Annotated in this window: 13 protein-coding genes; 4 read left to right on the top strand and 9 right to left on the bottom strand. The window is 53.9% G+C overall.

Going from position 1 to position 13630, the window contains the following annotated elements:
* The first annotated feature begins 65 nt into the window (after window positions 1-65).
* Entirely contained in the window at window positions 66-875 is an 810-nt protein-coding gene (gene mutM / locus LK04_RS19395; protein WP_039328161.1) for a bifunctional DNA-formamidopyrimidine glycosylase/DNA-(apurinic or apyrimidinic site) lyase, read from the top strand.
* 1 nt (window position 876) lies between these two features.
* Here the strand turns inward: mutM and coaD are convergent, their stop codons facing one another.
* The 6 genes from coaD to LK04_RS19425 all read right to left on the bottom strand — a co-directional run bounded on the left by coaD (window position 877) and on the right by LK04_RS19425 (window position 6728).
* The gene (gene coaD, locus LK04_RS19400) at window positions 877-1365 is read right to left on the bottom strand and encodes a pantetheine-phosphate adenylyltransferase (RefSeq protein ID WP_039328164.1); all 489 of its coding nucleotides are present in this window, start codon (window positions 1363-1365) and stop codon (window positions 877-879) included.
* On the bottom strand, window positions 1362-2138 hold the full coding sequence (locus tag LK04_RS19405; RefSeq protein WP_039328167.1) for a glycosyltransferase family 2 protein: 777 nt from the start codon (window positions 2136-2138) through the stop codon (window positions 1362-1364). Before LK04_RS19405 ends, coaD begins: the two co-directional genes overlap by 4 nt.
* Window positions 2139-2141: 3 nt before the next feature.
* Window positions 2142-3416 (bottom strand): lipid IV(A) 3-deoxy-D-manno-octulosonic acid transferase, encoded by a 1275-nt coding sequence (gene waaA / locus LK04_RS19410; protein WP_039328170.1) that lies wholly within the window; start codon window positions 3414-3416, stop codon window positions 2142-2144.
* 85 nt (window positions 3417-3501) lie between these two features.
* Entirely contained in the window at window positions 3502-4635 is a 1134-nt protein-coding gene (locus tag LK04_RS19415; RefSeq protein WP_039328174.1) for a glycosyltransferase family 4 protein, read from the bottom strand.
* On the bottom strand, window positions 4628-5704 hold the full coding sequence (rfaQ, locus tag LK04_RS19420; RefSeq protein WP_039328176.1) for a putative lipopolysaccharide heptosyltransferase III: 1077 nt from the start codon (window positions 5702-5704) through the stop codon (window positions 4628-4630). Before rfaQ ends, LK04_RS19415 begins: the two co-directional genes overlap by 8 nt.
* Window positions 5705-5777: 73 nt before the next feature.
* The gene (locus tag LK04_RS19425) at window positions 5778-6728 is read right to left on the bottom strand and encodes a glycosyltransferase (protein ID WP_039328179.1); all 951 of its coding nucleotides are present in this window, start codon (window positions 6726-6728) and stop codon (window positions 5778-5780) included.
* 215 nt (window positions 6729-6943) lie between these two features.
* Here LK04_RS19425 and LK04_RS19430 point away from each other — a divergent pair, with 215 nt between their 5' ends.
* A complete protein-coding gene (locus LK04_RS19430) occupies window positions 6944-7975 on the top strand; it encodes a glycosyltransferase family 9 protein (RefSeq protein WP_039328182.1) in 1032 nt (343 codons plus the stop codon).
* On the opposite strand, the gene LK04_RS19435 is transcribed toward LK04_RS19430, so the two are convergent.
* Entirely contained in the window at window positions 7950-8921 is a 972-nt protein-coding gene (locus tag LK04_RS19435; protein WP_039328185.1) for a polysaccharide deacetylase family protein, read from the bottom strand. The genes LK04_RS19430 and LK04_RS19435 overlap by 26 nt on opposite strands.
* A gap of 185 nt (window positions 8922-9106) precedes the next feature.
* Between LK04_RS19435 and LK04_RS19440 the strand changes: the two genes are divergently transcribed.
* A complete protein-coding gene (locus LK04_RS19440; protein WP_039328188.1) occupies window positions 9107-10189 on the top strand; it encodes a glycosyltransferase in 1083 nt (360 codons plus the stop codon).
* 35 nt (window positions 10190-10224) lie between these two features.
* On the opposite strand, the gene tdh is transcribed toward LK04_RS19440, so the two are convergent.
* A complete protein-coding gene (tdh, locus tag LK04_RS19445; RefSeq protein ID WP_039328191.1) occupies window positions 10225-11253 on the bottom strand; it encodes an L-threonine 3-dehydrogenase in 1029 nt (342 codons plus the stop codon).
* Window positions 11250-12458 (bottom strand): glycine C-acetyltransferase, encoded by a 1209-nt coding sequence (locus LK04_RS19450; protein ID WP_039328194.1) that lies wholly within the window; start codon window positions 12456-12458, stop codon window positions 11250-11252. Before LK04_RS19450 ends, tdh begins: the two co-directional genes overlap by 4 nt.
* Before the next feature lie 232 nt (window positions 12459-12690).
* On the opposite strand from LK04_RS19450, the gene rfaD reads away from it, so the two are divergent.
* Window positions 12691-13623, top strand: coding sequence for an ADP-glyceromanno-heptose 6-epimerase (gene rfaD / locus LK04_RS19455; protein ID WP_039328197.1), 933 nt, complete (start codon window positions 12691-12693; stop codon window positions 13621-13623).
* Window positions 13624-13630 lie beyond the last annotated feature (7 nt).

The raw sequence follows: 13630 nt of genomic DNA on the forward strand, positions 1-13630 counted from the left end.
GTGTTCTTGCTAAAAACCCGGCTTCGGCCGGGTTTTTTGTTTCTGCGGTTTGTTGAGGAGATGACATGCCTGAATTACCAGAGGTAGAAACCAGCCGACGTGGCATTGAGCCACATCTGGTGGGCGCAACGATTTTGCATGCGGTGGTGCGTAACCCTCGCCTGCGTTGGCCGGTCTCGCACGAAATTCATGCGCTAAGCGACCAGCCCGTGCTGAGTGTGCAGCGTCGCGCAAAATACCTGCTGCTGGAACTGCCGCATGGCTGGATTATCATTCACCTCGGCATGTCCGGTAGTTTGCGTATTCTGCCCGGCGAACAGGCGGCTGCGAAGCACGATCACGTCGATTTAGTGATGAGTAACGGCAAAGTGCTGCGCTACACCGACCCGCGTCGCTTTGGAGCCTGGCTGTGGACCGCTGACCTGGAAGGCAGCAGTGTGTTGGCGCATCTTGGCCCGGAGCCGCTCAGTGCCGAATTTGATGGTGCTTATCTGTTTGAGAAGTCACGCGGTAAACGTACGGTGATTAAACAGTGGCTGATGGATAACAAAGTGGTGGTCGGCGTGGGCAACATCTACGCCAGCGAATCGCTGTTTACGGCTGGAATCTTGCCCGACCGCCCAGCGATGAGTTTAAGCCGCGAAGAGGCAGAGCTGATGGTTGCCACCATCAAAGCCGTGTTACTGCGCTCAATTGAACAAGGCGGTACTACGCTGCGTGATTTCCTGCAAACGGACGGTAAGCCGGGCTATTTTGCACAGGAACTGCAGGTCTATGGCCGGGCGGGAGAGCCGTGTCGCGCGTGTGGTACACCGATTGTCAGCGGTAAACATGGCCAGCGCAGCACCTTCTGGTGCCCACGCTGTCAGCACTAAATCAAGGTTGCTGCGCCAGTCGCGCCAGCAATGCCTGATGCACTACGGCAGGCAGAAATGCCTGCACATCGCCATGATGACGTGCAACTTCCTTCACCAGTGACGATGAGACGAAAGAGAAACCTTCGGACGGCATCAGAAAAACGCTTTCCAGGTTAGGCAGCAGATGGCGATTCATTTGTGCCAGTTGCAGCTCATATTCGAAATCTGATACGGCGCGTAATCCCCGCACCAGCACATTGGCGTTTTGCGCTTTGGCAAAATTCGCCATGAGATCGCTGAAACCCACAACCTCGACATTCGGCAGATGCGTTGTCACCTGACGCGCCAAATCCACGCGTTCATCCAGTGAGAACAACGGTTTCTTGCTCGGGCTGGCGGCAATGGCCACCACGATGCGGTCAAACATTTGCGCCGCGCGCGTGACAATATCCAGATGCCCCAGTGTGATGGGATCAAACGTGCCGGGATAAATCGCTTTAGTGCTCATACGCGGCCTTGTGTTGAGGTGTGATGCAGCGCCCAGAGCGCCGAGTATTTGTTGAAGGTGTACTGTGCGTTCACGACAGCCAAAATCCAGCCCTGTTTGCCATCAAGGAAGCCGGCGCGCAGTAACAGGGTTTTGAGGAACGCCCCCAAGGTGTGGCTGAAAATGGAGAAAAGCCCACAGCGTTTGCCGCGCTGGAAACGCTCAACTGCCCAGGCTTCGGCATAATTCATCTGTTTGCGCTGAAAAGCGATCAGATCGCGGCAGGTGAGGTGCTGCAAATCACCGGTGAGCGCAACAACTGGCGCGCCTTGCGTATCCAGCGATTCGTGCACCAGGTTGTCGTTGTAGTTGAGTGCGCGTGGATACAGGCGCAGAACGCGATCCGGATACCAGCCACTATGGCGCATAAAGCGGCCAAGGAACAAATTACTGCGTCCGAGGCTGTAAACCGTATTCGCTGCGGGTTGCTCCAGGACGTGTTCAATCGCACGGCGTAATTCAGGCGTCACACGCTCATCGGCATCCAGCATCAGGATCATATCGCCGCTGGCAAAAGCCTGCGCGCGTTGACGCTGTTTACCAAAGCCATCCCAACCTTCCGCCTGATAAACCTGTGCGCCCAGTGCACGGGCAACGTCTGCCGTAGCGTCCTGACTGCCGGAATCCAGCAGCACAATCTCATCGGCCCAACTGACCGAGGCTAACGCCTCAGGTAGCAGTTCAGCTTCGTTTTTGGCGATCATCACCACGGAGAGACGTTGGCGTTGCGACATGAGTTAGTGAGCTCGCGGCGGTAAATGAGGTTCGAGTAACTGTAGCAGACGCTGTAATGCGCCCTGGTTTTGATGCAGCACTTCCACGGCATGTCGGCCATAGTAGCGGCGATAGTCGTCATCCTGCAGCAGGTTAGCGACTTGTTTTTCCAGCGAAATCACATCGGTAACCGTGATCAAACCTTCCGCCTGCTGCAACTTGGCGCAGATATCTTTGAAGTTCCAGATGTGCGGCCCCATCAATACGGGAATGGCATGCGCTGCCGGTTCCAGTGGATTGTGGCCGCCGCGCTCGACCAGACTTCCGCCGACAAAGGCGATATCGGCAATGCCGTACAGCATCATCAGTTCGCCCATGGTATCGCCGATCACCACTTGCGTTTCGCTGGACGGAATTTCACCGCTGCTGCGCAGAATAAAGCTGAAGCCGCGTTTTTGCGTCAGATCGCAGGCATCTTTGAAACGTTCAGGATGGCGTGGTACCAGAATCAGCAGCAGGTCTGGGAATTGCTGCAGCAGACGGCGATGGGCATCAAGAATGATGGTCTCTTCACCTTCATGAGTACTGGTCGCAATCCACACCTGGCGGCGCGAAGCCCACTGGCGGCGAAGCGTGACGGCTTTTGCGGCCAGTTCAGGGGTGACAGAAATATCAAACTTCAGGCTGCCCGTGACGGCCAGATGTGAACGTTTAAGTCCGAGGCTGAGGAAGCGATCGGCATCTTCGCTGTTCTGCGCCGCAATCAGCGTAATGCGTTGCAGCAAGTCACGCATAAAGCCGCCCAGCTTTTTATAGCCTTTGGCCGAACGTTCAGACAGGCGCGCGTTGGCAATCACCAGAGGAATCTGGCGCTGATGCAGAATCCGGATAATGTTGGGCCACAGCTCAGTTTCCATAATGATCACCAGACGTGGATTGACGGTGTCGAGGAAACGGTTGATGGAGCCGGGCAAGTCGTAAGGCAGATAGACGTGATGCACGTCTTTGCCAAAGGCAGACTGGGCGCGTTCCGAACCGGTTGGCGTCATGGTGGTGACAGTAATGGGGAGCGTTGGGTAGCGATGGCGCAGTGCGCGTACCAAGGGTACCGCGGCCAGGGTTTCGCCCACGGAAACAGAATGCAGCACAATGCCATGCGGTTGCACTTTGCCAACGCAATAGCCGTAGCGCTCAGCCCAGCGTTTACGATAGGCCGGTGCTTTTCGACCGCGCAGCCACAGGCGCAGCCAGATGAATGGCTGAATCAGATAGAGCAGGGCTGTGTATAGAGTTGTCATAGTTATCGTTACGACAGGTTCGCGTCAAAAAACACATGAAAGGCGGCATGTTATCAGAAACTGGCCGCCTGCTCATACCACTTCGTCAGCTGGCCTTCAGTACCTGCTGATAAAGTGAGGTCAGTGCCTGCGCCAGTCGTTGCGGACCAAAAGGTTCGATTCTGCGGCGTGCGGCTTCGCCCATGGCAGAATTCTGTAAAAGCGCAGGTGTCGCCATAATGGCATCATTTAACGCTTTGATATCCAACGCATCGCAAACGAAGCCTTCTTGACCTGCTGTAATGAATTCTGCACCACCGCAGCCCGTGCTGGTGATTACTGCTAAACCACAGGCCATCGCTTCCAGCACCACATTCGGAAAAGGATCATAAAGCGTCGGCAGCAGCAGTGAATCAGCCGCATGATAGTACGGCTGGACATCCTGCTGTACGCCAACAAAGCGCAGGCGATCAAGACAGTTAAGCTGGTTAGCTAACTGCTGATAACGCGACAACTGCTTATCCTGACCAACGACAATCAGATAACGGTCACTGTTGGCCAATGCGCTAATGGCGGCTTTCAATCCTTTGCGCTCAAAGCCGGAGCCGACATAAATCATCACCGTGGCATCTTGCGGCAATGTCAGTTGCTGACGCATGGCATAGCGCTGGGCTTCTGTGGCTGGCTGAAAACGTTGGCTATCGATGGCGTTATGAATGACGTGTATCTTGCTGCCATCGAGCGTGAAATGACGCAAAATATCCTGTTTGACCATCTCTGAATTACAGATGACGGCTTTTAAGGACGGCGTGTTGAACATTTCCGCTTCAGCCTGCAATACATAGCGATGATAAGGGCTGAGGCTGGCGCTTAAACGCTGCCAGGGCGAGACGATGCGTGCCCGCTGCTCAAGCCACACGCGATGCACGCCGTCACCGGCGCGAAAGATATCGCAGCCCGCGATACGTTCGTGACTCTGAACGATATCGAACTTTTCGCGCTCCCAGCATTCGCGTGCGGCGCGCGCAAATCCGCGTTCGCGTGAGACGCGGCCAAATTTAGCGGGATTGCAAATGTGCAGATGCCAGGCCGGATTGGGCGTGCCCTGCCAGCTGCGGGTAATGATATTGAGATCGAGCTGTTCACTATCCAGCGCTTCCAGCGCACGTGAAATAAAGCGCTCAGCACCGCCATCCGGGCGATATTTCTGCCGGACAATCGCCAGGCGTAACTTAGTCATGCAAAAAACTCCTTGCGGCGGCAATCACATCCTCAACGGGAATCGCGGAGAGATAGCGCTGCTCGGTTTTTGTATCGATATCGTCGGGGGATGGCAGCGGAGCATAATCACCGGCCCAAATGACGCGATTATTGTCACCCCACGGACGCCAGTGATGCAGCTTGGTGGGACCAAACAGTGCCAGGCAAGGCGTATTGAGCGCGGCGGCCATGTGCATTGGGGCTGAATCCACGCCAATAAACAGTTGCGCTGCATCGATCAACGCCGCCAGTTGCGGTAGTGAGAGCTGCCCAGCCAGTGACACCACGTTCTGGCTATGGCAGAGCGACTGAATGTTAGCGATCATCGCCTGCTCTTTCTGATCCGGTGCTGCGGTCAGGACAACGGTGTGGCCATCGGCAGTGAGCGTATCGATGAGCTGCGCGACTTTTTCATCTTCCCAGCATTTGAATACCCAGCGTGAGGTCGGCTGTATCACGATAAACGGGCCGGTGACGTGTTGCTGCGCCAAAACAGCCTGCACTTTTTGCTGATCGGCTGCGCTAAAGTGCATCGAGGCTTTCGCACCTTCCGCACTGATGCCGAGTGGTTCCAGCGCCGCCATATTTTGCTCAACGGTGTGCAGCTGATTGTAGTTCTGAGTGGATATCAAGTGATTATGGCACCAGCGCCAGAGTGCATTATCGCGCTTCGCAAAGGCAAAGCCGATGCGAACCGGTGCGGCAGAAAAGCCGGTAATGATCGCACTGCGCCACTGATCGGCAAGGTTAATCACCACATCATAATGGCAGGCACGGACCGCAGAGAGCAGGGCCATTTCATGGCGAAACTTTTGCCAGCCGCCTTCCTTTTTCCAGTTACGATCGATGATATGCAACTGACGGATGGCGGGATGTGCTTCCAGCATTGGCCGCGTCTCTTTATACAACAGGACGTCGATATTGGCCTGGGGATAGCGCTGGCGTAGTGCATTGATAGCCGGCGTGGTCAGCAGCATATCGCCGTGATGACGCAGCTTAATCAGCAGAATATTTTTCGGTGCAAACTGGGCTGGAATCGGGCTTGCCATACTCAAATGATCTCAAAATTCAGTGAGCTGATTGTAGGGCAAACCCCCAGGGTGCGAAAGCCAGCCGCGGCGCTTATTTCTTACGCCAGCGATAAATCCGGCTCAACCACAACATTAACTGATACCACTGTCTGGCACCGCGTGCGTTACGCAGCATTCGTTTGTGAGTTTGAGTGGCAAAGATATCCGCAATCATCGCCTGGCGTGCGCTCTCTTCGGGCTCGCGGCGGATGGAGTGGCAGACGCTGAGTGCTTCACGGGTAATCTGATAGTGAAATGCCGGATAAATTTTAATGCGTGTGCGATAGCTTGTATTGATCTCTTCCAGCATCTGCGCGATTTTCAGGTAGTGCTGTTGATATTCCACGTTACGCTGACCTGTGCGCTTGCGATTACTGATCGATGCATCGTGCATGTAATACCGATACAGCATCTGATCGGTATAGCGCACACGTTTGACGTTGAACATAAACTCGGTGGTCCAGGGAATATCCTGATGGTGTAGTCCCGGCTCGAAGGTGAGATTGAGTTGTTCAATCAGTTCGCGGCGGTAAATACCAAGCCACACTACATGCATATAACGATGGGTCTGTAACGCGGTGTTCAGCCACTCTGGCCCACTGAGCACTTGGGTGCTCCTTAAACGATCCAGAGGAATCAGCGGTTTGGTGGTCTGGCTGGCTTTGAAGAACCATTCAGCGTTGCATTGCGCGGCGTCTAACTCATCACTTTCTGCCATCTCGACCAGCGTTTGATACATCGCCGGGTTCATGGTGTCGTCGGCGTCTGGGAAAGTGACGTATTTGCCCCTTGCGACGGCCAGCCCGGCATTACGTGCACGTGAAACTCCGCCATTGGCCTGATGGATGACACGTACATGAGAATGCTGCTGCGCGTAGGCATCGGCCCGTTCACCTGAGCCATCGGTGGAGCCATCATCAACGATGATAATTTCCAGTGAGCTTAGCGTTTGCGTCAGCAGGGACTGCATAAAAGTCTCGAGCATCGCACCGGCGTTGTACATCGGCGAGATGATGGAGAGTAAGGGAGCATTTTCCGACATTGTTGTGATGTTTTTATCAGTAATTAACGAAATTCTTACGTTAATTATTGCTAAGGAATTCAGAACTTTTTGGACATTTATGGTCAAAAGTAGTTAGCTCGCTAGCATTTTCGCACTTTTAGGAATGGTGATAGCCGAAAAGCGCAGCATATATCTTTATACACCTGGGTCTTAGCATGAAAAATATACTCGTTATCCGACGCGATAATATCGGTGATATGGTCTGTACCACTCCTTTACTGGAAGGCATAAAACAGGCATTTCCAGAAGCAACCATCACTTTGCTGGTGAACAAAATTGCGCAGGATGTGGTGAGTTACAATCCCCATGTTGACCGTCTGTATGTGTATAAGAAAGCCAAGCATCGCGCCAAAAATGAGACCACGCTGGGCGTTTACTGGCAACGGGTGAAGATCATGCTGGCACTGCGTAAAACCCGATTTGATGCCACCATTCTGGCCAATCCTGTGCCTTGCAAATACAGCCTGAGGCTGGCGAAGTTGGCGGGCGCGCACAACATTATCGGCGCCGCCCAGGCAGATGCGCAGCTGGATCATCCCTTCCAGAAAACAGATTTTCACGGCAAGCATCAGGTTGAGCACACCTACTCTTATCTTTCGGCATTAACGGATGCCTACCCCGCGGTCCCTCAGGTCAATCTCTACCTCGCGGAGGCAGAACGCGAAGCGGCGAGCGCACGCGTCGCAGCATTATTTCCCGCGCCGGGTAAAGTCTTCGGTGTTCATATCAGTAGCCGCAGCCCAAAACGCCGTTGGCCGGTGGCATCTTATGCCGCTTTTATTAATAAATTGCTGGAAGATGAGCAGGCGCGGGTACTGGTTTTCTGGTCGCCGCAAGGCACACTGGATGCCAATGATAAAGGCGATGCCGCACGCGCCGATGAGCTGATGGAACAAGTAAACTCAGCCCGCGCAGCACGTTACCCAACTGCGTCAGTGCGTGAGTTGATTGCCGGTTTTGACCGCTGTGAACAAATTTTGTGTAGCGATGGTGGCCAGATGCATTTGGCCGCAGGTTTACATAAAAAGCAGGTGGTGTTCTTTGGCGATACCAATGCCAGCATCTGGCATCCGTGGTCTGGAAAGTACCATATTATGCAGACCGCTTCCGGTGAATGCAGCGATGTCACTCTGGAAACGGTCTGGCAGGCCTGGCAGGAACTCAGCGCTGAGCCTGCTGGCGTGTGAAGCTGGCGTAATATTCCGCCAGTGTCTGGCCGACAAAGTTCGGTGCCAACCAGCTAAACAGCGCTTCGAGATCTTCGTATAGCTGCTCGATGTCACGTTCATTTTTAAACGTTGGGCTACCATCGGGCATGAATTCGGAGCTGTGCAACATAAACTCGGTGTAATTGTTCCCTTCCGCCAGTGACATCTCCACGACGCGCTTCATATCTGCAATGTTGCCACCCGATGGGCGCAACCAGTGCACAGCAGGGCTTTTTTGTTTACCGCGTAGTCGGTAAGCACCCTGTTTGAACGCATTCATCAATGCGGAATACTTGTACTGGATGCTCATCGGGACTTCGAGTAGCGATGAATCACCACTGCGCGAAATATCCTGTGGATCGATGAAATAAGGTTTGGCCGGGAAATGGGTATAGTTAGTGCCGCCGTTACCTTGCGGCGCACCGCGCGTGTAGGACCAGTTCACACGTGGCGTGACCGAACAGTCTACCTGATAGCCCAACTCAGTCAGGATCGCAGCGTAGCGTTCATCAAATGCCCAGCGACCGGCGCGATGACTTAACATTTTGGTTTGGAACTTTTCTTCGAGGAGATCCGTCATATAAGCGACTTTGTCACGCAGCACGCTATCGGGGTACTCGATCAGAAAAGGCTGCCAGCGCCAGTCATCGTCAGTCAGCGGGGCTTCGGGTGGACTGTTCCAGGCATGGAGATGCATCCCGATTTCGCCTTGCTTACGGGCAATCACATCTTTGCCAAATTCGACAAACGCAGGATCAATCGCCATTTCATAGTTGGTCAGCCAGGTGGGTTTAAAACCATAACGTTCGCACAACGCCTGAAAACGTGGCAGATAGCCGGTGTTTTTGGTGGTGATTGAGCGGTGATTGCGCCAGAGATTGTCGCCTTCGGTGTCAATGGTAATAAGGAACGCGTGCCGGGTCATGTTCGCCGCCTGAGGCCAATAAAATCGCAATGTTACGCTGTGCCCTGCAGTGACGCAAAACTATTTGTCTCGGCAGTAAACAGGCGAAAAGGGGGATGAATGTGCGTTAATATTCTCCACGCATAGCTGGCATTCACCCGTTTTCTAAAACTGATAGGTAGGACAATTTGTCAAAACGCATACTGATGGTGATCGATGGTTTACCAGGCGGCGGCGCCGAGAAGGTGGTGTTGACGCTGGTTGCTGGTATGTTGGCGCTGGGGCATCGAGTCTCACTCTTTTCTCTGCGCAAAGTGTGCGAGTATCCGTTGCCAGAAGGCGTGGATTATCACGTCATTCAGGACACCAACCGTAAGCCGTGGCGCAAATTGACCGAACTCAGTCGGCGTGCTCGTTTACTGGATGCCGCCGTCAGGAAGGCGGAAAAAGAGGGCGGTCAATTCGATCTTGTGGTCTCACATCTGCACAAAACCGATCGTATTGTGCGCCGCAGCCGGGCACTCCGGCAGGAGAAGACCTGGTGTTGCCTGCATGGCGTATTCTCTGCATCTTATTTGGGGCATCGCACCGGGTTATCTCGCTGGTTGAAGGCACGTAAAATCCGTCAGGTTTATCAGGGACGCAACGTGGTGGGTGTCTCGCCCGCGGTGCTTGAAGATCTCAAGTCTGCTTTTGCCGTGCAGCCCTCACGTGAAGCGGTGATTGGCAACCCATTCGATGTTGAGCAAATTCGACAACTGGCCGCCGAGCCCGCTGACGTGCCGCCAGCCGGTTTCCTGGTGCATGTGGGGCGCTTCCACGAAACTAAGCGCCATGACCGTCTGCTTAAAGCCTATGCATTGAGCAATATCCAACAGCCTCTGGTGCTGTTAGGCCAGGGTTCACCTGAACGCAAAGCCGCCCTGCAAGCGCAGGCGCAGACGTTGGGTATCGCCGACCGGGTGATTTTCCAGGGCTTTACGCTGAACCCGTATGCCTGGATAAGCCGGGCAACCATGTTGATTGTCAGTTCGGATAGCGAGGGCTTTGGAAACGTCCTCATCGAAGCGATGCTCTGCGGCACGCCTGTGGTAAGCACCCGTTGTCCCGGCGGTCCAGAGTGGTTATTGCAGGGCGATTTAGCGCGTGGTCTGTCCGAACTTAATCCGGAATCCCTGGCGGAGAAAATGCAGGAGATTTATCAGCATCCGCCACTCATACAGGCCGATGCATTTGCCGGGTTTGATACTTTATCAATCTGTCAGCAGTATCTGGCATTGAGTCGATAGAGCCTGCGGGAGGGTTGCTTACCTCCCGCAAACAGTTAATCCCAGCTCAATACCACTTTCCCAGAGCGACCAGAGCGCATCTCGTCAAATCCTTGCTGGAAATCATCGATGTGGTAGCGGTGTGTAATGATGGGCGTTAAATCGAGACCAGACTGAATCAGCGCCGCCATTTTGTACCAAGTCTCAAACATCTCACGGCCATAAATGCCTTTGATGAATAATCCTTTAAAGATCAACAGATTCCAGTCAATGGCCATCTCACCCGGGGGGATCCCCAACAAGGCGATGCGCCCACCGTGGTTCATGACGTCCAATAACGTGCGAAACGCTGGGGGGGCGCCAGACATCTCCAGCCCAACATCGAAACCTTCGGTCATGCCCAATTCCGCCATCACATCACGCAGATTTTCCTGCGCTACGTTGACTGCGCGGGTGACTCCCATCTGGCGTGCCAGACTAAGCCGATACTCGTTGATATCGGTGATCACCACATTACGTGCACCCACATGTTTGCATACTGCCGCCGCCATGATGCCAATCGGACCCGCGCCAGAGATCAGCACATCCTCACCGACCAGATCAAAGGACAACGCGGTATGCACGGCGTTGCCGAAGGGATCGAAAATCGCGGCCAGTTCATCCGGAATATTGTCGGGGATTTTGAAAGCGTTAAAAGCGGGGATAACCAGATATTCAGCAAAACAGCCCTGACGATTGACACCCACTCCAACCGTGTTGCGGCAGAGATGCGTGCGCCCGGCGCGGCAGTTACGGCAATGGCCGCAGGTGATGTGGCCTTCACCCGAAACGCGATCGCCAACTGAAAATCCCTTAACCTCTTCACCCATTCCCACGACTTCACCGACATATTCGTGGCCCGTGATCATCGGGACGGGAATAGTCTTACGCGACCAGTCATCCCAGTTGTAGATGTGCACGTCCGTGCCGCAAATCGCGGTTTTGCGAATTTTAATCAGCAGGTCGTTATGGCCAGGTTCTGGAATCGGTGCATCGTTGATCATCCAGATGCCTTCTTCGGCTTTTAATTTAGCCAGCGCTTTCATTTTGCCGCTCCTGTAATCACACCCAGCTGTTGGCCAATGCGCGTAAAGGCCGCGACGGCATGCTCAAGCTGTGCCTGCGTGTGCCCGGCAGATATCTGCGTGCGGATACGCGCCTGACCTTGTGGCACCACGGGATAGAAGAAGCCCGTGACGTAAATACCTTCCTGTTGCAGCAGGCTGGCAAACTGCTGTGCCACTTTGGCATCACCCAACATCACCGGAATAATGGCGTGATCGGCTCCCGCCAGCGTAAAGCCTGCGGCTGTCATTTTTTCGCGGAAGAAGCGGGCATTTTCCCAGAGACGTTGGCGTAAGCCATCGCCTTCACTCAGCAAATCCAGCACACGCAGTGAGGCGGTGACGATGGCGGGGGCCAGCGAATTAGAGAACAGGTAAGGGCGTGAACGTTGACGCAGCCACTCGACGACCTCTTTTTTGGCGGCCACGTAGCCACCGGATGCGCCGCCTAACGCCTTACCTAAGGTGCCGGTCAGGATATCAACGCGGTCCATGATGCCACAATATTCGTGTGAGCCACGCCCGGATGCGCCGACAAAGCCAACAGCATGAGAATCATCTACCATCACCATTGCATCAAATTCGTCGGCTAAATCGCAAATACCCTGCAAATTAGCGATAACGCCATCCATTGAGAACACGCCATCGGTGGCGATCAGGATGTGACGCGCGCCCTTATCACGCGCCTCTTGCAAGCGGATGCGTAGCTCGCTCATATCGTTATTGGCATAGCGATATCGCTGCGCTTTGCACAAGCGCACACCGTCAATGATCGAGGCGTGGTTGAGCGCATCAGAAATGATGGCGTCTTCCGCGCTGAGCAGGGTTTCAAACAGACCGCCGTTGGCATCAAAACAGGAGGAGAAAAGTATGGCATCTTCCATGCCCAGAAACGCCGCCAGCTTGTGTTCTAACTGCTGATGAATATCCTGAGTTCCGCAGATGAAGCGCACCGACGCCATGCCAAAACCATGCGAATCCATGCCCTCTTTGGCTGCCTGTATTAACGCAGGATGATTAGCCAGGCCAAGATAGTTATTGGCGCAGAAGTTAATGACGGGTGGGCTGTTGGCGACGGTGATTTCCGCCTGCTGTGCCGACGTAATGGTGCGTTCCTGTTTGAACAATCCGTCCTGACGTGTTGTCTCAAGCTGTTGACGGATTTGCGAATAAAACTGACTGGACATGATTCTGCTCCTCAGATAGCAAAATTTTGGCACATATTACTGATCGAAAAGCATCGTGCCGACATTTACGCCAGGGAAATCTCAGTTTTGCAGCATAGTTCACGTGATGGTTGCGATTTGTGCAGCCGTTGCAGAGTCATCTGGCTGCCTGTCTCGGGCTGAAATGTTATGATGTTAGGCATTAGTGCGTGAAACCTCCTGTTTCACCCCAAACTGTTTAAAGGCAAAGCATATGATTATCGTAACCGGTGGCGCTGGCATGATTGGCAGCAACATTGTTAAAGCGCTGAACGATCGCGGTCTTACCGATATTCTGGTGGTGGATAATCTGAAAGACGGCACCAAATTCGTGAACCTCGCGGACCTCGATATCGCGGATTACATGGATAAAGAGGAATTCCTCTCTTACATCATGTCCGGCGAAGATCTGGGTCCCATTGAAGCGGTGTTCCATGAAGGTGCTTGCTCAGCGACCACCGAGTGGGACGGCAAGTACATGATGGATAACAACTATCAGTACTCAAAAGACCTGCTGCATTTCTGTCTGGAACGTGAAATTCCGTTCCTGTATGCCTCTTCAGCCGCCACCTACGGCGGCCGTAATGAGAACTTCATCGAAGAACGCCAGTACGAGCAGCCTCTCAACGTCTATGGCTACTCAAAAATGCTGTTTGACCACTATGTGCGTCAGATTTTGCCAGAGGCGAATTCGCCGGTGTGTGGTTTCCGTTACTTCAACGTATACGGCCCACGCGAAGGGCATAAAGGCAGCATGGCCAGCGTGGCTTTCCACCTCAACACCCAGATCGGCGGCGGTGAAAATCCGAAACTGTTTGAAGGCAGCGACGATTTCCGCCGTGACTTCATCCACGTTGATGATGTGGTTGCGGTTAACCTGTGGTGCTGGGAGAACGGCATTTCGGGTATCTATAACTGCGGCACGGGTCGCGCGGAATCCTTCCAGGAAGTGGCGGATGCGGTACTGAATTTCCACCAGAAAGGCCAGATTGAGTACATTCCGTTCCCAGACAAGCTGAAGGGTCGCTATCAGGCCTTCACCCAGGCCGATCTCACCAACCTGCGTGCAGCGGGTTACGACAAGGCGTTCAAAACTGTCGCGCAGGGTGTGGGTGAATACATGGCCTGGCTGAACCGTAACGCATAAGGAATCC

The organism is Pantoea vagans, assembly GCF_001506165.1.
Taxonomy (GTDB): Bacteria; Pseudomonadota; Gammaproteobacteria; order Enterobacterales; family Enterobacteriaceae; genus Pantoea; species Pantoea vagans_C.

Coding starts and splice junctions, on each gene's coding strand:
- waaA (WP_039328170.1), bottom strand. CDS start 3,416: ATGACAACTCTATACACAGCCCTGCTCTATCTGATTCAGCCATTCATC.
- LK04_RS19425 (WP_039328179.1), bottom strand. CDS start 6,728: ATGTACAACGCCGGTGCGATGCTCGAGACTTTTATGCAGTCCCTGCTG.
- LK04_RS19405 (WP_039328167.1), bottom strand. CDS start 2,138: ATGTCGCAACGCCAACGTCTCTCCGTGGTGATGATCGCCAAAAACGAA.
- LK04_RS19430 (WP_039328182.1), top strand. CDS start 6,944: ATGAAAAATATACTCGTTATCCGACGCGATAATATCGGTGATATGGTC.
- LK04_RS19415 (WP_039328174.1), bottom strand. CDS start 4,635: ATGACTAAGTTACGCCTGGCGATTGTCCGGCAGAAATATCGCCCGGAT.
- LK04_RS19450 (WP_039328194.1), bottom strand. CDS start 12,458: ATGTCCAGTCAGTTTTATTCGCAAATCCGTCAACAGCTTGAGACAACA.
- LK04_RS19440 (WP_039328188.1), top strand. CDS start 9,107: ATGGTGATCGATGGTTTACCAGGCGGCGGCGCCGAGAAGGTGGTGTTG.
- tdh (WP_039328191.1), bottom strand. CDS start 11,253: ATGAAAGCGCTGGCTAAATTAAAAGCCGAAGAAGGCATCTGGATGATC.
- LK04_RS19435 (WP_039328185.1), bottom strand. CDS start 8,921: ATGACCCGGCACGCGTTCCTTATTACCATTGACACCGAAGGCGACAAT.
- mutM (WP_039328161.1), top strand. CDS start 66: ATGCCTGAATTACCAGAGGTAGAAACCAGCCGACGTGGCATTGAGCCA.
- rfaQ (WP_039328176.1), bottom strand. CDS start 5,704: ATGGCAAGCCCGATTCCAGCCCAGTTTGCACCGAAAAATATTCTGCTG.
- coaD (WP_039328164.1), bottom strand. CDS start 1,365: ATGAGCACTAAAGCGATTTATCCCGGCACGTTTGATCCCATCACACTG.
- rfaD (WP_039328197.1), top strand. CDS start 12,691: ATGATTATCGTAACCGGTGGCGCTGGCATGATTGGCAGCAACATTGTT.